The following is a 20,300-nucleotide window of genomic DNA, read 5'->3' as shown; positions in this document are numbered from 1 at the left end:
GGGGTTCACTACGGAGCCATAGATAAATAGTGGTGTTTCTTCCCATATTCTCTAGTTACTACTACTAACTCCAATTTAAAAGTCCAAAAGTCCAAAACCTTATACACAAAGGGAAGCGAGCCCTAAGTCGAATGCCAAAGCATGTCCAAGAATTGTCCAATTGGACGTTTCAGCTCACAGGTTCCGGGCTATGTGTGAAAACGAGATGCCGTTGTGGACATCTACTTGCAGTTTTGGACTGTGCTTAAGTCCAACGAACATCCAAGAGCCGGAGCGCTTCTTTCCGTGGTAGAAGTCCGCAACATCGGAAATGAATGTTTGCTTGCCGGGAATGCTCTTGATGCCCTGAGCCTCGGCCCAGTAGCGGAACATTTCGTATGCCGTACCAATGGCAAGGCACCCGGAGACGGGAGCCATGTTGTCCTCTTCGATCAGTCCTGACTCAATGAGGGCCTCCATGAACTGCAAGGAGTGGCTGTTGGCTGTCTTGTTATTGTCCATTGCTGCCATCACCGCTGCCGTTGGCGCCAGCCCTTCAGTCCAGAACATCCCCATTCCTTCCAGTACCCATGACAGGATGCCGGAACGCTCTTCCAACACCTTTGCTTCAAGCTCGCGGTCCATCTGGTGTTCGGGGTCGGTCTCGGTGAATGAGTGCGGGAACGGAACTGGAAGTATCTTGATGAAGGTTGCTTCGTCGCGTGTGTCGAACTTCAGCGGCATGTTGGAGGCAATGAACAAGACGCATTGAGGCTTCCAAACGTTCGGTGTCTGCCTCATCTGCCGTGTCTCTTGCTGATCCCCACCAAGGACGCCTTTTAGGAATCCGTCGTCAAGCGGCTTCTTGCCCTGAACTTCGCTGAAGCCAACGAACCTAGCGCCTCTGAGAGCGTCCTGATAGAAGTTTGTATCCCCATTGTTTAGCTGAATTGCCTGGTTGTTAGGCATGACGGAGTAGGCCTGACCAAGCCTGTTGAAGACGGAGAGGAAGACGCTCTTGCCGGACGCTGGAGCGCCTAGCAGGTTGAAGAGCGCACGCGGCTTCTCTTCTGCGCCGAAAGCGGCTCCCACCGCCTTTTGGAGCAGTCTCACGGTGTCTGAGTCGATGATGCTGGAGGTAAGGAAACGCCTCCACGTCTCGGCTGCTGCTGCGGGGTAGTAGTCGGCATCGAAGTAGCGGTACACCGGACGGGAAGCGCAGTGAGCAAGAAGCTTTACAGCTCCGGTGGCGCGATACCTAGGAATGTCAATGACTCCGTTGCGTACCACAAGCCACTGACGGTCATCCTCGAAGTGTGCGTTGCTCTTGGATACACGGCGGCTGAGTTTGTCCAGGACATCTTTGACGCCTTTGTTGGAGTTCAGTGAAAGTGCGACGCTCTGCCATTCTTTGCGGACCATCGTGATGGGTGCCGTGAAGTTGGCAATGTCCTTGGCCGTCTCACCATCGGTTTTGTTAGCAGCCTTGATGCTCGCAACACCGGTCCTGATGTATTCATCCAGCAAGGCATCGAGATTCTTGAAAGCGTATCCAAGAATGTCGATAAGCTGCATCGGAACGGTGTTGACGGTAAGCGGGGTGTGCACCTTGCCGTTCCATACGTACCATTTTCCTGATTCAGCGTTGAAGCTGAGGCACGAAGGGATTTGATCTGCTATGAAGTCTGCGGCGTCTGTCGCATCCTTCGGGACAGCCTGTTTCAGCTTGTTGAGGTCGATCGTCGTTTGGCTGAGCTTTTGATCGGCAATCTTGTGCATCCAGCTATCGCTGGAAATGTCGAAAGTTTCCATAAGATAGTTTGTTTCCGGGAGATAGTTCATGTCGTACTTTCTGGTTTAATGAGTTCATTTGATCTCGTTTCTCTTGTCGTTTATCCTTGTTGAATCTGTATTTTCCTTGACCCTGAACCTCACCGCATATACCGGAAATTGTGATATACTTAGAAAGGTTCGCGTCACATTTACTGCTTCAGAGTCTGACTAACTCTTACTTGTTTTCAAGACCTCTACCAGTTTCGCTGGTAGGGGTCTTTTCTATTTACGGGCTTTCTCGCAAAGGTCGGCAATCATGCGGTTGATCTTGGTCTCGCTGTCCCTGCGGTGGTCTTCCGCGTGCTGGATACGGTACTTCTCAGCACCTTCCCTTGATGCATTTCTCATAGCGCTTGTCCGCTTCGCTTGGTCCCGTGGTGCCGGACCTGAGCACTCGGTCTAGGAGTGCACCGGTTGGGTCGGCATGTCTTCCTGCTTGCTGTTCTCGCGCTAGATCTCCAACGCGGGCTGTTTCGCGGAACTGCCCTCAATGCCTCTGTCACCTGCTGCCGGAGAAGTTCAAGTCGACCTCAAGACGGGCGACGAGGGCTTCGGCCTCCATGATTGAGAGGAGCACCGATCTGCGCTCCTTCTTGTGCTTGTAGGCGAGGACTTCGCGGTGGTTGCGGCGCTTGGTGAGAACTGACAGGCGCGTTCAAGAGCGGAGCGGCTGGAACCGCGCGGGCGCCCTAAGGCGTGGTCCATATGTGCCGAAGGAGTCTACTTAGGTCAGCGAATTCAACGCTGGTCCGCTTCGAGCCGGGCGATGAGTAGCTCCAGTGTTGCGATGTGGGCCCGGCGCCTGATTACATCCCCGATGTGCTTGTCCTCGTGCTGCTTGAGAATGGTCCTTGCGAAGCTGAGCTGCTTCCTTGCGCGGTGCAGTGGTGATTGTGGTCCGTTCATGGCGACCTTTCGTGGTTGACATCGATGGATGATAGAGGTATAAGCTACGTCAATTCTATCATGAGATTTTGGTGGCGTGGCATTATCCTCTTATTATTTACACTTGTCAACCACTCTGGATTAGAGATCCCGCCAACGCTGGGCCGGCGGGGACTTCTTTTTACTGCTGGATCACCAGACTTTGGCACTCTCTCCGCGTGGGACCACCAAAACCTTCCGGTTAGGCAGCACCAAGACACCGGCAAGCACTTTTCCGACAGCACCGCGCCACTCCTCTACGCTCATGTCCTGTGTCCCTCTGGTGATGGTCTCCCAAACATCCCTCGTGGGAACGTAGCTCGCCTGTATGGCAAAAGCGGTCTCAAGCTGTTCGGTAGCTTCTGTCAGCTCTTTCCGGAACTCCGCCAGCGGACCGGAAATCTCGCTGTCGGGAAGATCAAAGCGGACCGCGCGGGTGATGAGGCCTTCGATCCTGTCCTGTGCGGCGTCCTTCGCGGCCTGGGCGTTGACCACTGCCAAGTCAGCGGCGATGATCGCCTCATCATCGGAGGGCATCGAAGCGGCCCACTCTTCGCGGTGGGAGCCGAACCATGACCAGATGCTGAGGTTGACCTGACTCATGATGCCGGTCACGCCTTCGCACCCGTTGCCTTTCCGACGCCGGGAGCAGTGAAGATACACATTCTTCCCGGAAACATTCTTGACCATGGCGCCGCCGCATCGGGAGCAGTGTACGTAGCCTGCAAAAGCCCATTCGCTCGCCTTGGTCCGTGGTGCCAGCTTTGCCCGTTCCTTGCGCTTGGCCTGATACGTGGCCCACTCGCCGATGGACAGCAGCGACTCATGCTTCCCGTCCTTGAGCTCACCCTTATATGCAAACTTGCCGACGTAAAAAGCGTTATCCATGGTTTTGCGGACCATGTCTTTGTCCCAATGATTGCCTCTCATCGTCTTCGTCCCGGACTCCGTCCAGAAGGCCGCAATCTTTTTGAATCCGATGTTGGATGAGTACATCCGATATCCCTCTTTAACGAGGGATGCTGTTACGGGGTCCGGAACGTAGCCCTCCTCGGTCTTCATGTAGCCGAACTTGGCGTGACCCAGCGGAGGGAGCTTGTTCTCTGCGCGGCGCTCGTGCGCTTGTCTCCACGTCTCGGACTTTTGCTCAGACTCAAATGCGGCCATGGCTAGGAGTACGTCACGGCCAAACTTTCCGGCTGCCGAGGTGTCCATCGGCTCTAGGGCGCTTTCAACGCGCCCTCCGGATTCTTCTACCTCGGAGAGCAGGAGTGCTTGGTGTTGACGGGCGCGGCTGAGGCGTGACCAGCGCCAAACAATCAAGACCTCTGCATCTCCCTTTTTTATGGACGCTAGTGAGCGAGCCAGCGCCTTGCGCTTCGTCAGATTCAGGCCGGAAATGCCGGGGTCCGTCTCTACCCTCAGGATCTCGTAGTCCTTCGATTTGGCGTAGGCAGTGCACGCCTGTATCTGTAGCTCGTGGGAGATGGACTCCTCACGGTGTACTGATTGTCGCGTGTAGATGACTGCATTGGTCTTCGCCTTCATAGAACAAGTGTATCTAAGGGGCGATATTGGAAGACATGGAGGCGCAACTGGCCTCCGAGCGATTACTGGGACTTGAATCCGAAATTTCAGAGCGGGCGCGGGTGGAGATCGCCGGCATCGAGGTGTTCGACAGGCTGCGTGGAGCCATCGGCCGGAAGATTGAGGTGAAGCTCCGGTCCGGGACACAGGTGTCCGGGACGCTTAGCCATGTCGGCAGGGAAACCTTGGTCCTGGACGAAGGTCGCCACCAGTGGTTGGTGCCTGTAACGGCCGCCCTGACATATCAGGGCCTGGGCCGGCACGTCCTGCCGGGACAGTCGAAGGTGTCGCAGCGGCTAGGCCTGGCCAGCGCGCTCCGAATGCTGGCCCGCGACAGGGCGGAACTGGCTGTTCATTTGCTTGAGCCGGTGCGGGAGGAGCGGACAATGCGCGGCGTCATCGATCGCGTGGGCAAGGACCACTTTGACCTCGCCATGATGTTGCCGGGCGAAGTCCGCCGGGCCGGCAATGTTGTGTCGGTGGCGACGGTTCCGTTCCAGTCACTCGCCGCGCTGCGTTCATTGCGGGGCCGGGACACCTAGTGGGGGCAGGCTTCCCGCCGCGACCTGGGCAGTGATCAGGACGACTTTGACTTGGCCTCTTGGATGATCCTGCTGGCCTCGGCATAGCGTTCCTCGATGTACTGCTCCAGCATCTTCTCTTCGACGCGCCACTGGCCCCTGCCACCGACTTGGATGGCCTTGAGTTCTCCGCTTCGCACCAAGGCGTATGCCTGCGGGGAGTTGATCTGAAGCTGTTCGGCGACATCAGCCAGAGTGAGGAATCGGGGCATGCATCCATTTTGCCACTGTTCCACCCACTTGCCGGGGTTATCCACAGTTGACGTAATTTGAGCCATGTGGCTTTCGGATGCGAGCAAAATGCGGTCAGAATATAGGCCAGTGGAGGTCGACGCCGACAAACTACGCAAATGGGGGAGCAAGATGGGTGTAACTACGGCGGCCGCTGGAGCTCGGCTCAGGAAACCGTCATGGAGGGATCCGAGGCTTTTGGTGGGGATTCTCCTGGTCTTGGCATCGCTGGCTGGAGTCATCGCACTCGTTGGAACCGCGGACCGCACCATACAGGTGTATGCGGCGCGAGGGCCGATTGCAGTGGGTCAGAGAGTCAGCAAGGACGATCTTGCGATCGTCAACGTCCGGCTCGACGACATTGAGTCCAGCTACGTTACCCTGGCGGACGGCCTGCCCGAGGGAAGAGTCGCCGTCCAAAGAATTGCCAAGAACCAACTCGTCCCGCAGGAAAGCCTGGGGGCCGCAGACTCCCTTGACCGCAAGCCGGTGGCGATCACGATCCAGGAATCACTGCCTCCCCAGGCGGTGGCCGGATCCCGCGTTGACGTCTGGGTAGCCCTGCCTGATGCGCGCAACGGCTTCGGCACGCCGCAATTGCTGTTGCCCGGCGCGGAGATCGCCCAGGTCACGGAAGGTGCATCCACCCTTGGAGCGTCCAAGGAGAAAGTGGTTCTGGTCCTCGTGAACGATGAGCACATGCCGAAACTTCTTGGAGCGCAGGCAAACAAAGCGAAGATTGCCGTCGTATGGAACCCGGGCGGTGCCGGCAAATGAGCATCCCCGTTGTCACAGTCGGGCAGTCCCGGGAAGACTTGGTCGGGGGACTCGAGCGGCTCCACGGGCCGGTGACTGTGGTGCGCCGGTGCGGTGAACTCGCGGAACTTCTGGGTGCTTGCCAAAGCGGCCTCGCGCGCGCAGCGGTCATAGCCGAAGGTGCGGGAGAGCTGACGGCATCGCTGGTCGACCGGCTCGCGGCTGTCGGAGTCTCCATCGTTGCACTCAGCGACGACCCGGGGGAAGCGGGCCGCCTGCGCAGCATCGGCGTCGTGACGGCGTCGTTGGAGGTGGACTCGGCAACGTTGGCTTCCAAGATCTCCGACGCCGTAGGCCAACTGCCCGGACAAGGTAGGCGACGCGCGGAACCACGGGACTCCGGATATGCGGACACCGCCGCGGAACTCCGTCCCGCTGATGCTCCGGAAGAACCGGAACACCTGCCGGCTGGTGCTGGGCGGATCGTCGCGGTCTGGGGGCCAACCGGGGCGCCCGGCAGGACTCTCGTGGCAGTCAATATCGCTGCGGAGCTGGCGGCTGAAGGCAAGTCGGTGGTCCTTCTCGATGCTGACAGCTACGGGGCAAGTGTCGCGGCGTCGCTGGGCTTGCTCGACGAATCTGCAGGACTGGCGCAGGCTTGCCGGCTGGCGGATCAAGGATTGTTGGATGCCGAATCGCTCAAGCGGATCGCCGCGCCTGTCTTCGCCAAAGGAACCAGCCTCCGGGTCCTCACGGGCATTACGCGCTCTGATCGGTGGACCGAACTCCGGGCCGCCGCGCTCTCCTCGGTGCTTGAACTCGCCAAGGAGATCGCGGAAATTGTGGTGGTCGATGCGGGTTTCTGCCTTGAAGCCGACGAGGAACTCAGCTTCGACACGATGGCCCCGCGGCGCAACGCAGCCACCCTGCGAAGCATAGAACTGGCGGACACCGTTTTCGCCGTGGGCGCGGCCGACGCCATCGGGGTTCCGCGACTCGTGCGTGGCCTCGCGGAACTTGAACGGGCAGTCCCTCACGCGGCTCCCCGGGTGGTCTTGAACAAGGTGCGGGCAGCATCCGCGGGCCGATCGCCCGAACGGGAGCTCCGCGAAGCATGGGAGCGATACGGCCCGGGCCACAGCATCGAGGTATTCCTTCCGTCCGATCCTGGAGCGTGCGACTCCGCCCTGCTATCCGGCGCCGTGCTCTTTGAAGCTGCACCCGAGTCTGCCTTGCGGCTCGCAATTGCAAAAATGGTCTGTGCACCTGTCCAGCAAAATCGTAAATCCTCTGTCATTTATTCCAGAGCAAGGCGAAGTCTAAAGCGTTAGGCTCGCCATGTGGGCTGCAAGGACGCAGCAATCGAGATGTGATGGAGGCGTTTGTCGATGTCGTCAGGATCCAGCGTGGAGGATCGTTCTAAACCTGCAGTAGTCCGGGAAGGGTTCTTCGGAGACTACTACGAGCATCTCGCAGAGGAGGACGCCCGCGGATACGCTGCCGAGCAATTGACCTCCAGGGCGGCTGCCCACCGGGAAGCGGGACAGAGCCGCAAGCCGGGCACCGCCAACGTCAAGATTGCCAACGAGGGTGATCGCAGCATTCTGTACATCGTCACTGATGACATGCCGTTCCTGGTGGACTCGGTGAACGCCGAACTCGTCCGCCAGAACTGCGCTATCCGGCTGGTCATGCACCCGCTCTTCGTGGTTTCGCGTGATCACGTCACCGGCGACCTGTCCGACATCGCGCGGGTGCCGTCGAACATCGGCATCTCAAGCGGTGACACCGCGGCGATGCCGAATATCGCCCATCTGATCTCGCAAGGTGACAACGTCTCCCACATGGAGTCATGGATCGCGGTCGAGGTCGACAGAGTGGCCGACGACTTCCAGAAGGAGCTCGTGGACGGGATCCTCCGCGTCCTGAAAGACGTCCGCGCCGCCGTCGAAGACTGGCCCAAAATGCGCACGAAGGCACTCGAGCTGGCATCATCCCTCGACAAGGTAGCCCACCCGGAAGACATCGCGGAGCTCAGGCAGGCGCAGGATCTTCTGCGGTGGTTGGACAACGGCAACTTCACCTTCCTTGGTTACAGGGAATACGACCTCATCACCGAGAACGGTGAAGACGTCCTTGAGTTGCGCGAAGAGAGCGGCTTGGGACTTTTGAGGGCGGGGGACCACCCCCACCAGATCCAGCACCTCACCGACGCCGGACGCAGGAAGGCTCGCGAGAAGCGTGCCTTGGTCATCACCAAAGCCAACTCGCGGTCCACCGTGCACCGCCCCGCGTACCTGGACTACATCGGCGTCAAGAGCTTCGACGTTGCAGGCAACGTCAACGGTGAGCGCCGCTTCATCGGCCTCTTCGCCACGAGCGCCTACACCGGTTCCGTCAGGAACATCCCCATCGTCCGGGAAAAGGTCGACGCCGTGCTCCGCTCGGCCGGGTTCCCGCAGGACTCGCATTCCGGCAAGGACCTCGTCGGTATTCTCGAGACCTACCCCCGCGACGAACTCTTCCAGATCGAGACCGAGGACCTGGCCGCAACGGCTTTGGGCATCCAGCGTCTGCAGGAGCGCCGCCGCACGAAGCTCTTCCTCCGCCCGGACATCTATGGACGGTTCATGTCGGCGCTCGTCTACCTGCCACGTGACCGCTACACCACCAACGTCCGGCAACGAATCGAGCAGGAACTCCGCGAGACTTTCGAGGCCGACAGCATCGACTACGAGGCCCGGATCACGGAGTCCGCACTCGCGAGGGTGTTCTTCCGTATCCGGCTGCCCCGCGAAGCTGAGCTCCGCGACGTCGACGCCGGTGAACTCGAAAAGCGGCTTGTCCGGGCTTCGCGGTCGTGGGCTGAGGGAATTGCAGAGGTGCTCCGCGAGAACACCAGTGGCTTGGATGCCGAGCGGCTTTCCGCCCTGTGGGGGGATGCGTTCCCGGCCGGCTACCGTGTCGACTACGAAGTCGAGGACGCCCTCAAGGACATTGAGCGCTTCGAGAAGTATGCCGCCACAACCGATCGCGACGCCGTCGCTGTCCAGGCGATCCCCGGAGTGCATGTCTACCTGCCCAACGGTGCCGGCGAACTCCTCGAAGAAGATGCCCGCGTCAAGCTCTACCTCCTGGAACCCAAGAGCCTGAGCCAGATCCTGCCCTACTTCCACAATCTTGGCCTTGAGGTTCTCGATGAGCGACCGTTCGAGATCGAGACTGCGGACCACCGCGACTTCTTCCTCTATGACCTTGGCCTGAAATACCCCGCCGGTGTCGATCCCGTGGCAACCGGCCAGCTCCTGGCAGACTCCTTCAGCGCCGCGGTGACCGGTTCCGTGGAATCCGACAGTTTCGACCGGCTCGTCCTCCGGGAAGGTATCCACTGGCGTCAGGTTGTCATGCTCCGCGCCTATGCGAAGTACATGCGCCAGATGGGGAACACCAACTCCTTCGAGTTCATTGCAGATACCCTTCTTGCGAACCCGGAGGTTGCCCGCGGCCTGATCGAGCTCTTTGGGGCCCGCTTTGATCCTTCTTCGCCTGACACCGCGCGTCCTGCCCGCCAGGAGGGCGCCCGCGCGGCACTGGCCGAAGCAATTGACCAGGTGGCCACGCTCGACGCCGACCGGGTCCTGCGGACTTTCGTCAACCTCATCGAGTCGACGCTGCGCACGAACTACTTCCAAGGCAAGTCGTACGTCAGCTTCAAGCTCGATCCGACCACGATCGACGGCTTGCCGTTCCCGCGGCCAAAGTACGAGATCTGGGTGTACTCGCCTCGCGTTGAAGGCGTGCACTTGCGCTTCGGCAAGGTGGCCCGTGGCGGTTTGCGGTGGTCGGACCGCCGTGAAGACTTCCGGACCGAGATCCTCGGGCTGGTCAAGGCACAGACAGTCAAGAACGCTGTGATTGTGCCGACCGGTGCCAAGGGCGGATTCTTCGCGAAGCAACTTCCGGATCCGGCACTTGACCGCGCCGCATGGATGGCCGAGGGTATTGAAAGCTACAAGACTTTCATCCGCGGCCTGCTCGACCTCACCGACAACCTCGTGACTACAGCCGACGGCGAGAGAATTGTGCCGCCGGCGGACGTTGTCCGCCAGGATGACGACGATTCGTACCTGGTGGTTGCCGCTGACAAGGGCACTGCTACCTTCTCGGACACCGCGAACGGACTGGCTGCCGAGTATGGATTCTGGCTCGGTGACGCATTCGCTTCCGGTGGATCCGTCGGATACGACCACAAGGCCATGGGCATCACGGCCCGTGGCGCATGGGAGTCGGTCAAGCGCCACTTCAGTGAGCTGGACCTTGACACCCAGACCGAGGAATTCACCGTGGTCGGCGTCGGCGACATGTCCGGCGACGTCTTCGGCAACGGAATGCTGCTCTCCAAGCACATCCGCCTGCTGGCCGCCTTCGACCACCGCCACATCTTCCTGGACCCGACGCCGGATGCTGCTTCGTCCTTCGACGAACGGCACCGTCTCTTCGAGCTGCCCCGCTCCTCCTGGGACGACTACGACCGCTCGCTCATCAGCGCAGGTGGCGGGGTCTACCCCCGCCAGGCCAAGGTCATCCCGATCTCGCCGGAGGTCCGCAGGGCCCTCGGCCTGCCGGATGGAACGGTTCAGCTTAGTCCTCCGGAACTTCTGCGTGCGATACTCCTCGCCCCTGCCGATCTCCTGTACAACGGGGGGATCGGAACCTACATCAAGGCCAGCACCGAGTCCCACGCCGAGGTGGGGGACAAGGCAAACGACGTCATCCGCGTCAACGGGCGCGAGCTTCGCGTGAAGGTTGTCGGCGAAGGTGGCAATCTCGGAATGACGCAGCGCGGACGCATCGAGGCCGCACTGCAAGGCGTCATCCTCAACACCGACGCGATCGACAATTCGGCCGGCGTGGATTGTTCCGACCATGAGGTCAACATCAAGATCTTCGTGGACCGGATGGTTGCCGCGGGGAAGCTGGATGCATCCGAGCGCACATCGTTCCTCGCCGACATGACCGACGAGGTCGGGCGGCTTGTGCTCGAAGACAACATCGACCAGAACATCCTGTTGCTCAACGACCGCACTCGCGTTGCCGAATGGAGCCCGAGCTACGAGCGTCTGATGGACTGGCTCGAGAAGTCCGCGGATCTCAAACGGGATCTTGAAGCACTGCCGACCACCGACACGCTTCGTGAGCGGCTGGAGCAGGGCCAGGGGCTGACGTCCCCGGAACTGTCCGTCCTCGCCGCGTACGCCAAGATCGAATTGGGTTCGGCATTGCGCGACAGCGACCTGGCGGATGACCCGTGGTTCCGCAAGACGATTCGCTCGTACTTCCCGAAGCAGCTTCGCGAAAGGTTCGACGCCGAACTGGACACCCACCCCTTGCGTCGCGAGATCATCGCAACCGTGGTGGCCAACGACATGATCAACCTCGGCGGCATCACCTTCGCGTTCCGCACCATGGAGGAAACCTCGGCTACCGAGGTGGCCGTCGCGAAAGCGTTCGTGGCGCTCCGTGAGATCTACGAACTCGACTCGATGGTTCGCGAGCTCAATGCCCTGCCTGCCTCGTTCCCCACGGAACACTGGAGCACCGTCCACCTCGACATCCGGAGGCTTCTGGACCGGGCCGTTCGTTGGCTGCTCAGCCAGGGCAACGCCTCGAAGCCGATCTCGGAGATCGTCGCGGAATTCAAGCCGATGATGGATCCAATGCGGGCCAGGGTGCTCGACTACTTGCGCGGGAGCGACAAGGAGCGGGTTACCGGTTGGCTTGAAAGGGCACGCTCTTGGGGCCTCCCGGACACGCTGGCCCATCGCTGGGCCGAGCTGTTCGAGAGTTTCGTGCTCCTGGACATCGCCAAGATCACGCAAAGCCGCGAGGCCCGTGTCGAAGAGGTCAGCCACGTCTACTACACAGTGTTCGACCGCTTCCACGTGGACTCATTGCTGGAGCGAATTACGGCACTCCCGCGTGATGACCGCTGGCAGGCGCTTGCCCGCGCAGCCCTGCGCGACGACCTTTATTCGACTGTGGCGGACATGACGTTGTCGGTGCTCGAATCGACCGACGCCGGCCTCGACGCCGAGGGTCGGTTGGAGGCTTGGGAGGATCTCAACGCCGAGCAGTTGGGGCGTGCGAAGAGCATGTTCGACGAGGTCAACGCGTTGGAGGCCGACGACATGGCTTCTCTGTCGGTAGCATTGAGGCTCTTGAGGTCAATCGTTCGACGCTAGGGACAAGCCCGCGCGTTATATGGAGGTGCAGTGGCAATCTTTACAGACCCCATCAGGGAGCACGCTGATTTCGGGCCTGGAGATGCTGAATGGCTGCACCTCCTGGTCGGCGACTGGCAGATGGTCGCCGACCTGGCGTTCGCGGACTTGGCCCTGTGGTTTCCGCATCCGGAATTCGGCTACATCGCGCTTGCGCACGTCAGGCCGTCAACGAGCCACACGGTGTTTCATGCGGACTTTGTCGGGGAAGGGATCCGCTCGGATCTGCAACCGATAGTCGACAAGGCCTGGTCCAGCCGTTCCATCGAGCGCTCCAGTGAAACAAGCTGGAGCAGCGAGATGGCCCTGCGGGTTGAAGCGGTACCGATGGTCAGGAACGGACGGACCCTCGCCGTCGTCACCTCGCACATGGACCTATCCAGTTCGCGGATGCCTTCGCGCCTTGAGCTCACGTACAGGCAATGCGCGTACGATCTGCTTCGGATGGGCACGCTGGGACTGTGGCCTGACTTCGCTTCACCGACGGGTTCGCGCCGCGGCGCTCCCCGCGTCGGTGACGGCCTGATCAGGCTCGACGCCGACGGCATCGTCCAGTACGCGAGTCCGAACGGCGTCTCTGCATTCCGCCGCCTCGGCGAGGTGGAAACCTTGGAAGGGCGGTCCCTCGCGGAAGTCACCGCAGGACTTCTCAAGGACCGGAGGATGGTGGACGAGACCTTACCGCTGGTCGTGACCGGCCGGATGCCGTGGCGGAGCGAAATCGAGTCCCGTGGAGTCAGCTTGTCGCTGCGCGCGATTCCGTTGCGCGACGAGAAGCATCGCTTCGGTGCTTTGGTTTTGTGCCGCGACGTCTCCGAACTGCGACGCCGCGAGCTCGAGCTGGTGACCAAGGATGCAACCATTCGTGAAATCCACCACCGCGTCAAGAACAACCTGCAGACGGTTGCTGCTTTGCTGCGCATGCAGTCGCGACGCATGGTGAGCGATGAGGCGAAACAAGGCCTGGAACAGGCTATGCGGCGGGTGGCGACGATTGCCTTGGTACACGAGACGCTTTCGCAGGGGCTGACGCAGAGCGTTGATTTTGACGAACTCATCGGACGTCAGTTCCGGCTTTCAGCGGAAGTGGCGTCCCCTTCGCAGCACGTCCGGACCGAGCGGGCCGGCCTGTTCGGCGAATTGCCGAGCGACTTCGCGACGCCGCTTGCGCTGGTCATCAATGAGCTCGTGACAAATGCCGTGGAGCACGGCCTCGAAGGACGGGCCGGAACGGTATGGCTGATGGCCGATCGTTCAACGGGGGAGCGCGGCGACGAACTCCTGACCGTGACGATAGCCGATGACGGCGTCGGACTACCCGAGGGCTCGTACACGGAAGGACTTGGCCTTCAGATTGTGCGGACACTTGTCACGAGCGAATTGGGTGGCAGCATCCAGTGGATGCCGCGCGACGGCGGCGGCACCGCCGTCGAGATTGTCCTGAATCTGGTCCGAAGCTGACCCCAGCCGTTGAACGTACGAAGATGGCCCGGACCTTTCGGTCCGGGCCATCTTCGTATGTCTTCTTTGCCTGAGACACCGGGCTGTGCCAGCCTCAGGCGCCCAGGACGCGACGCTTAGGAAGCGCGGCGCGCGCGGGCGGCACGACGCTTGAGTGCGCGTCGTTCGTCTTCGCTCATTCCGCCCCAGACGCCGGCGTCCTGGCCCGATTCGAGGGCCCACTGAAGGCATGTGTCCACGACGGGGCAGCGGCGGCAGACACTCTTCGCTTCCTCGATCTGGAGAAGCGCAGGGCCGGTGTTGCCTACTGGGAAGAAAAGCTCCGGGTCCTTGTCAAGGCAGGCTGCGCGGTTACGCCAATCCATGCTGATCAGTCACTCCATTCGTGAGTACTAGTTAAGCCTTTTGTGAAAATATTCACGAGAGGCTTCATAGGAAAGGGGACCCATTGGGCCCCCTTGGTCGTCTGAGTCAAGCGTGTCATGTTAACGCCATGTAAACAAGGGGTTCAAGCGTTTGAAACCGTGAGCGATGCATCACACTGGATGGTGGGCTACTCACAGGTATTCGACTATGTCGGGTAGTGTGCCAGTGTGTCAAGACCCCCTCTGAACCCTAACCATGACCCAGCGGCGCCCGGCAACGACGGCCAAAGGGCCGGCCACGACAACTCCGGCGGAGCAACGCGTCCTGTGGGAATCATTGTCATTTCGATCGTGGTGGTGCTGGAAGCCCTTGCGCTATTGGCAGCGGCGGCACTGTATATATACGAGCTGGTGACCGGAGCTCCGGTGGCCTCCTTCTGGGGTGCCGTGTTTACTTTGGGTCTTCTGCTGGCCTTTTCTGCATTGTTGTTTGCGGTGGGACACTTCCTGTTCCGTGGCTACCGTTGGACCCGGGCACCTGCATTGGTTGCCCAGCTATTTGCCCTGACGATCGGCGTTCCCACCATGACCGGAGGGGTAGTTCCCGCCGGCCTGGCGATGGTGGTGCCGGCTCTGGCCGGAATTCTCTTCTTGTTCGACAAACGTGTCATTGCCTTCGCGTCCCGAACGGGCGGATCCCGCGCCGCGCTCTGACGGATATAACTGCGCCGCATCCCGTTAGCTCGGGGCCGCGATGTGGAGAGAACGTGTTTGTCCGTTCTCAATCAGGACTGCACGCCCTGGCGGTGCGGCTTGTTCGACGTCGACGCGGATGCCGAAGAAATCCCCAGCGGTCGGCGGCCTGTCGCCCAAGAGGATCCCGCTTCCGTGGTTTCGGGCCAGGGAAGCAAGGGGCGTCCGTTGCAGAAGGGCCGGGCTGTACCCGGCAGTTGCCACCACGGTGAAACCCATGCCGGGAAGCTCAGCAAGGAGTATCCCCGTTTCGCTGGTGAGGCGCTCGACGTCGTCCACGAGCGGGATCACCTCTGTGCTCACGCGCTTGCGGGTTGCTTCGCGGTGGAATTCCGCCCAAAAGGCGTCAGGATCGGCATCTCTAGGTGGTGTCCGCCACCGATTGCCTGGATTGAGCAGGGTCAGTGCTGTGAGCAGGGACGACTTGCCCGAACCGGGGCTGCCGAGGGCGAGGAGGACTGCCGAAGGCGGCAGTGTAATCCACGCAGGTTCGTTCTCGTCCCCTCCGACGCCGAGGAGCACCGATCCCCGCGGACGAGCGCTTGAATCTGCAGCGGCTTCGGCTCGGCCGTCCGATGCGAGGTCCGACGCCCGGAGGAATTGCGGCAAGGGATCCACCCGGAACGGGCGCCGTGCAGGCTCTGGGGGCACACAGTACGGCCAGGCCGCGTTCGGAGGGGGCGCCACGAGTTGGGCGGCTGACGCGTCAACGTCGATGAAACTACCAACCACGACGGCGCGGCCCTTCAGGGGCTTCATTGCCGCGAAACGCGGCCATGCCAACCGCCCTTCTTCGGTGGTCCCGGTGGGAAAGAACGCCCGGTTGGTGATGGACGCGAACATACGCGACGTCACCAGTTCGCGGTCGCCAGTGACAAGAACAACCAGTCCTGACTTTGGTCCATCGCGGACAATGGCGTGGAGGAGGTCTTCGGCCCAGGCCAGCGGACCGGTGCGCAATTCGGACATCCACGAACCCCAGCTCGAAATGACCAGCAGAAGGGGGACTTGCCCGGCGCTGGTCCCGGAGGATTGCCGCGTCGACATTTCGGCAGCGAGTCTCTCCAGGATGCGGACGCCTCTCCTGATGTGGCTGAGTGGGGCAATTGCCCCCACGCGTCCCTGGGCTTCGACGTCGGTGAATGAACCGTCTCCGTCAAGGACGTACAGATGGATTTCCTCGGCACTTCCAAGAAGTTGCGCCGCTGCTGCACGACAGGTATCTTCAACTCCGCTTCCAGGAGGGCCAACGAGTCCAAGATTCCCATGGACGAGCGGGTGCCAGCACAGGCCGGCGACTCGTTGCTGCGTCGGGAAGTCGGCCAAGCCAAGATGGGCTGCCGGGCGTGCGGAGGTTCCGCTTGCTGCGTGCTTGCCCGGCAGTGAGCTCATGCCGGGGGACTCGTCACAGGAGATGGACTCCGGGAGCGGAGGTGCAACAGGTCTTCGGAGGGGTCTACGCCCGCGGATGTCCCAAACCCGGTCGATTGCCCTGATGATGGGGCGGACCGCTTCCGCAGGGGTTGCAACGGCACGCTGAGTCTTTGCCTCCGCGGGTTCAGACCAACCACTGAAGCGGAGCGAGACTGCTGTCGCCAAGGTCATGGTCTTCGAGGGTGGCCGGGCTGTTTCGCTTCTTGAGAGCGTCGCTGATTGAAATTGCCCCGCATCTTCCGCTCCGCGAACCATGTAGGCGCGACCAGGAAGGGACACTGGAATCGATGCCGCCGCCGGCGAGCTGATGATGTCCCGGGATTCCAGTTCCGATTGGACGCGAAGGGCAATGCTGGTGGTGACGTTGGCCCGGATGTCCGCACTCAGTGCGCCCTGCGGACGTTGTGTTGCCATGATCAGATGGATTCCCAGGGATCGGCCCAAGGTGGCGATCCGCATCAATCCGGCCAGGGCGTCGGGGGCGTCCTCAATGAGCATCCTGAACTCGTCGATCACAAGGACCAGACGGGGCAGTATCGGAGTTTGGTTTTTTCGTCCCGCCCCGGGACCGTCCGCGGCGTCCCCTGCTTTGGCCCAGTACGCGGGCAAGTCAGGGACAACCGCCTTTGCAAGGATCGCTTCCCGTCTCCGAACTTCGGCACGGAGGGACGTGAGGCTACGCTCGAGCTCGTGTTCGCTGAGGTCGGTAAGCATCCCGACGCAGTGTGGAAGGTCGACCAGTGGCCCGAGCCCCGAGCCTCCCTTGAAATCGACGAACAGGAAGTTGACCCTGTCCGGGCTGTGGGTCAGTGCGATCGACGCAACGATTGTGCGCAGGAGCTCGGACTTGCCCGATCCCGTAGTTCCAGCCAGGAGGAGATGCGGGCCGTCCGAAACCAGGTCGAGGGACCGCGGTCCGTCGACTCCTTGCCCGATGACCGCGGACAGCCCGCCACCTGCCGAGGAATCGATCCAACGGGCGGCGATGCTTGGGGGATCGGTGGGAAGCAGTTCGGACAGCCGGCAGGTGGAGGGGAGAAGTGGCGCCTTTTCCGTCGCCAAGCCCGGCACCCTGGCCAATGAGCGGCAGTAGCGGTCGAACACCTGGAACGGGACAAGGTCAGGGTCGAATTCCGTTGCGGAATGGTGCGAGCGGAGGACTGCGCGTTTGTTCCAAAGCTCGACTACGGAATCGCTTTCGTCCGCGCTCGCCGTGCCTTGGAAGACCCGCCAGCCGGATTCGACCGCCGCCAGCCGCAAGGCGGCGACGGCGGGATCACGCTCGTACCCAAGGAGAAACAGCGCTCCCGGTCCGTCCGTGAGCGCGGAAAGAACAGCCTGGGCTGAAGAGGTGTCCGTGGTCAACGTGGCGCGGGGAAGGAACCGGGCGCTCGACGGCAAGAGAGCGATCGGTCCGTGTACGAGGACACGGAGGTTGATTGCATTGGGAAAGGCCGCCAGCTGCATGAGCAGGAACCTGAACGTTCCTTGGACTTTGGCTTCCGGTCCAGCGAAGGTGACGGTTTGGATCGAGGGATCCAGAACTACCGGAACCCGGCCCAACTGCGGTGGGTGGAAGTTCGGGTCCGGTGGATCGAGTGCAATCCGGGCTTGTTGCGGGGTGGTTCCGAGCCGGAGCCAGACATCGCGGCTCTCCGACCTTCCTTGCGTTGTATCGGTTCTTGGCGGCGTCGACTGGTTTAGCCCTCGATTTCCTGAGGCGAAAGCGGCTGAGCCGACGGCATGGACGAGTTCCGCGGCGGACGGCGAGCACCGCCGTCGTCGGGTTCGGTCTTGTTCGACCGCCGCAGCGATCGCGGCAGCCAGAAGGCGGCGCTCGCGTCTTCCCGACAATGCTGGGGCGAGGACGGCGATGGCGGAAATTGCGGTGAAGCCGAGGAACATCCACATGCCAGTGGCCACGGCCATTCCGACTCCAAGCACGAACGGTAGCCCGGCCGTGAGGAGAAGCTGTGTGCGGCTGCCCGCGTCATGGCGCCGCCGCACCGAGAGCGGCTCCGCAACGCTTTGCCCCGCTGCCCCCAGGAATTCCGTCCCGAAGTCTTCGGCGCCGAAGACCACCGACATGACCGAGGCGCCACATCGGATCCTGGAAGCGGTTGAGAGAGCGGCGGAGCGGACCGTGCGGCCATCCACCACTGTTCCGTTGGCGCTTCCATTGTCGGTTATGGTGACCGCTGTCTCGGAGATTGTCAGGACCGCGTGAACCCGGGAAACATCAGGATCCGCCAGGCAAACATCCGCGTTGCTCCTGCCGATCCTGTAACTGCCACGTTCCAGCGGAACCACCAGGCCCGCGGCAGGTCCGGCGTGCACCAGCAAAGACAAGGCCGCAGGACCGCGTTTGCAGATCGAATCGTTTCGCGCCTCCGAATCAGCGCCGTCGACCAACACGGCTCCGGATATGAGGGGTGCAGAGCCCACGGCGAGATCACTGAGTGGATGCCCGTCGACTGTCAGTTGTCCCGCGCCGAACTCGGCCGCGACGGCGGCCTCGACGACGGTGCCGGGGGTGCCATTGCCAACGGCTAAGGCCAGTTCGACGGGTTCGCCTTGCCGTAGCGCCCGCGGGGCCCGGACCAGAGTGCAATGGAGTGTCACTATGTCCGCTCCTTCGGCTCGCGTGACTGCTGTTCTTCCACGATATTTGTGATGTTGACCGGGTGTTCCTGCTCAGTTTCCCTATGTGGAAAACAGTGCGTTCGCGGGCGGGGAACGGCCTCGGCGGCAATTGGATGCGGCATCTCAGGTAGGCTTGACCTGCAGCAAGTGCACATCATTAGGCTGCCCGCATTCGAACCAGGAGTATTTGTGACCGCTGACCTCGTCATCGTCGGGTCGGGCTTTTTTGGCCTGACAATCGCAGAACAGGCCGCCACTGAGCTGGGCTTGAAGGTTGTTGTCATTGACCGCCGGCATCACATCGGTGGCAACGCCTACAGCGAAACGGAAGAGCAGACCGGAATCGAGGTGCACCGCTATGGTGCGCACCTCTTCCACACCTCAAACGAGCGGGTATGGGAGTACGTCAACCGGTTTACGACCTTCACCAACTACGTGCACAAGGTGTACGGCGTACACAAGGGTGAGGTTTATTCCCTCCCCATCAACCTGGCGACAATCAACCAGTTCTTCCGTGCGAACCTGACGCCCAGCCAAGCGCAGGACCTTATCAAGGAGCAGGCTGGCGAGCTCGCGGGCACCGACCCGCAGAACCTCAACGACAAGGGCATCCAGCTGATTGGCCGCCCCCTGTACGAGGCATTCATCAAGCACTACACCGGCAAGCAGTGGCAGACGGACCCCAAGGATCTCCCGGCCGGCATCATTTCGCGCCTTCCTGTCAGGTACAACTACGACAACCGATACTTCAACGATAAGTACGAAGGCCTGCCGACCAACGGCTACACGGCGTGGATCGAAAAGATGGCCGAGCACCCGAACATCGAAGTGCGACTGAACACGGACTTCTTTGACGAGTCCCACGAGTATTCAAAGAACAAGGTCGTCGGCAAGATTCCCGTCGTCTACACCGGACCTGTGGACCGCTACTTCGACTTTGTCGCCGGAGATTTGTCCTGGCGCACCATCGATTTCGAAGAGGAAGTCCTGGACATGGGCGACTTCCAAGGAACGTCGGTTGTCAACTACAACGACGCCGACGTCCCGTTCACCAGGATCATCGAGCCGCGCCACTTCCACCCGGAGCGCGGCTACCAGACGGAGAAGACCGTCATCATGCGCGAATTTTCCCGGTTCGCAGAAACCGGCGATGAGCCGTACTACCCGATCAACACCCCGGATGACCGCGAAAAGCTGCTGAAGTACCGCGATCTCGCAGCCGCCGAAAAGGACGTCCTGTTTGGTGGTCGTCTCGGCACCTACAAGTACCTCGATATGCACATGGCCATAGGTTCTGCCCTGTCCATGTTTGACAACAAGATCCGTCCGCACTTCGAAAGCGGCGCAGAAATTGAAAGCGGAGGAGTGGACGCGTGAGCGTTTCAACGGAACCCACGAACCAGGACGCTGCGTCCGGACTGGGCGAAGAATGGCAAACCGTCCATCGCGTTGTCTTCCCGACGGATGGCGAC

At 61.1% G+C, this 20,300-nt stretch carries 13 protein-coding genes; 7 read left to right on the top strand and 6 right to left on the bottom strand.

Annotated elements, in window-relative coordinates; all coding sequences use genetic code 11:
- Window positions 1-174: 174 nt before the first annotated feature.
- The 3 genes from OIT41_RS13775 to OIT41_RS13765 form a co-directional block, all read right to left on the bottom strand.
- Complete coding sequence (locus OIT41_RS13775) at window positions 175-1,821, bottom strand: DUF5906 domain-containing protein (protein WP_264636620.1); 1,647 nt, start codon at window positions 1,819-1,821, stop codon at window positions 175-177.
- A gap of 729 nt (window positions 1,822-2,550) precedes the next feature.
- Window positions 2,551-2,718, bottom strand: a complete 168-nt coding sequence (locus OIT41_RS13770) for a hypothetical protein (RefSeq protein WP_264636619.1) — start codon at window positions 2,716-2,718, stop codon at window positions 2,551-2,553.
- A gap of 171 nt (window positions 2,719-2,889) precedes the next feature.
- Window positions 2,890-4,284: a recombinase family protein gene (locus tag OIT41_RS13765; protein WP_264636618.1), complete on the bottom strand. Its 1,395-nt coding sequence runs from the start codon at window positions 4,282-4,284 to the stop codon at window positions 2,890-2,892.
- A gap of 35 nt (window positions 4,285-4,319) precedes the next feature.
- Between OIT41_RS13765 and OIT41_RS13760 the strand changes: the two genes are divergently transcribed.
- Window positions 4,320-4,865: a hypothetical protein gene (locus OIT41_RS13760; protein ID WP_264636617.1), complete on the top strand. Its 546-nt coding sequence runs from the start codon at window positions 4,320-4,322 to the stop codon at window positions 4,863-4,865.
- A gap of 35 nt (window positions 4,866-4,900) precedes the next feature.
- Here OIT41_RS13760 and OIT41_RS13755 read toward each other — a convergent pair whose 3' ends face one another.
- A complete protein-coding gene (locus tag OIT41_RS13755; RefSeq protein WP_059387549.1) occupies window positions 4,901-5,116 on the bottom strand; it encodes a helix-turn-helix domain-containing protein in 216 nt (71 codons plus the stop codon).
- Window positions 5,117-5,267: 151 nt separating this feature from the next.
- Here OIT41_RS13755 and OIT41_RS13750 point away from each other — a divergent pair, with 151 nt between their 5' ends.
- From OIT41_RS13750 to OIT41_RS13735, 4 genes are read left to right on the top strand one after another with little or no spacing between them, the layout of a single operon-like run.
- Window positions 5,268-5,912, top strand: coding sequence for an SAF domain-containing protein (locus tag OIT41_RS13750; RefSeq protein WP_241709275.1), 645 nt, complete (start codon window positions 5,268-5,270; stop codon window positions 5,910-5,912).
- Window positions 5,909-7,222 carry an AAA family ATPase gene (locus OIT41_RS13745; protein ID WP_264636616.1) on the top strand — a complete coding sequence of 438 codons (1,314 nt, stop codon included), beginning with the start codon at window positions 5,909-5,911 and terminating at the stop codon, window positions 7,220-7,222. The genes OIT41_RS13750 and OIT41_RS13745 overlap by 4 nt, the downstream gene beginning before the upstream one ends.
- 57 nt (window positions 7,223-7,279) lie before the next feature.
- Complete coding sequence (locus tag OIT41_RS13740) at window positions 7,280-12,133, top strand: NAD-glutamate dehydrogenase (RefSeq protein WP_241709220.1); 4,854 nt, start codon at window positions 7,280-7,282, stop codon at window positions 12,131-12,133.
- A 30-nt stretch (window positions 12,134-12,163) separates the two neighbouring features.
- Window positions 12,164-13,633 (top strand): sensor histidine kinase, encoded by a 1,470-nt coding sequence (locus tag OIT41_RS13735; RefSeq protein WP_078108392.1) that lies wholly within the window; start codon window positions 12,164-12,166, stop codon window positions 13,631-13,633.
- A gap of 116 nt (window positions 13,634-13,749) precedes the next feature.
- Here OIT41_RS13735 and OIT41_RS13730 read toward each other — a convergent pair whose 3' ends face one another.
- Window positions 13,750-13,998 carry a WhiB family transcriptional regulator gene (locus tag OIT41_RS13730; protein ID WP_003804966.1) on the bottom strand — a complete coding sequence of 83 codons (249 nt, stop codon included), beginning with the start codon at window positions 13,996-13,998 and terminating at the stop codon, window positions 13,750-13,752.
- Window positions 13,999-14,325: 327 nt separating this feature from the next.
- On the opposite strand from OIT41_RS13730, the gene OIT41_RS13725 reads away from it, so the two are divergent.
- Window positions 14,326-14,712, top strand: a complete 387-nt coding sequence (locus OIT41_RS13725) for a hypothetical protein (RefSeq protein WP_372489665.1) — start codon at window positions 14,326-14,328, stop codon at window positions 14,710-14,712.
- Between the two features lie 24 nt (window positions 14,713-14,736).
- Here the strand turns inward: OIT41_RS13725 and OIT41_RS13720 are convergent, their stop codons facing one another.
- Window positions 14,737-18,807 (bottom strand): FtsK/SpoIIIE domain-containing protein, encoded by a 4,071-nt coding sequence (locus tag OIT41_RS13720; RefSeq protein ID WP_241709224.1) that lies wholly within the window; start codon window positions 18,805-18,807, stop codon window positions 14,737-14,739.
- A gap of 210 nt (window positions 18,808-19,017) precedes the next feature.
- Here OIT41_RS13720 and glf point away from each other — a divergent pair, with 210 nt between their 5' ends.
- On the top strand, window positions 19,018-20,205 hold the full coding sequence (glf, locus tag OIT41_RS13715; protein ID WP_078108395.1) for a UDP-galactopyranose mutase: 1,188 nt from the start codon (window positions 19,018-19,020) through the stop codon (window positions 20,203-20,205).
- Window positions 20,206-20,300: the final 95 nt, after the last annotated feature.

This window comes from Arthrobacter sp. YA7-1 (assembly GCF_025960325.1).
GTDB lineage: Bacteria > Actinomycetota > Actinomycetes > Actinomycetales > Micrococcaceae > Arthrobacter > Arthrobacter bambusae_A.
This window is presented reverse-complemented; position numbering and strand designations above follow the sequence as displayed.

What these genes read in the sequence shown, in the direction of transcription:
- OIT41_RS13760 (WP_264636617.1), top strand. Translation starts at nt 4,320, where the DNA reads ATGGAGGCGCAACTGGCCTCCGAGCGATTACTGGGACTTGAATCCGAA.
- OIT41_RS13755 (WP_059387549.1), bottom strand. Translation starts at nt 5,116, where the DNA reads ATGCCCCGATTCCTCACTCTGGCTGATGTCGCCGAACAGCTTCAGATC.
- OIT41_RS13750 (WP_241709275.1), top strand. Translation starts at nt 5,268, where the DNA reads ATGGGTGTAACTACGGCGGCCGCTGGAGCTCGGCTCAGGAAACCGTCA.
- OIT41_RS13730 (WP_003804966.1), bottom strand. Translation starts at nt 13,998, where the DNA reads ATGGATTGGCGTAACCGCGCAGCCTGCCTTGACAAGGACCCGGAGCTT.
- OIT41_RS13740 (WP_241709220.1), top strand. Translation starts at nt 7,280, where the DNA reads ATGTCGTCAGGATCCAGCGTGGAGGATCGTTCTAAACCTGCAGTAGTC.
- OIT41_RS13765 (WP_264636618.1), bottom strand. Translation starts at nt 4,284, where the DNA reads ATGAAGGCGAAGACCAATGCAGTCATCTACACGCGACAATCAGTACAC.
- OIT41_RS13770 (WP_264636619.1), bottom strand. Translation starts at nt 2,718, where the DNA reads ATGAACGGACCACAATCACCACTGCACCGCGCAAGGAAGCAGCTCAGC.
- OIT41_RS13745 (WP_264636616.1), top strand. Translation starts at nt 5,909, where the DNA reads ATGAGCATCCCCGTTGTCACAGTCGGGCAGTCCCGGGAAGACTTGGTC.
- OIT41_RS13775 (WP_264636620.1), bottom strand. Translation starts at nt 1,821, where the DNA reads ATGAACTATCTCCCGGAAACAAACTATCTTATGGAAACTTTCGACATT.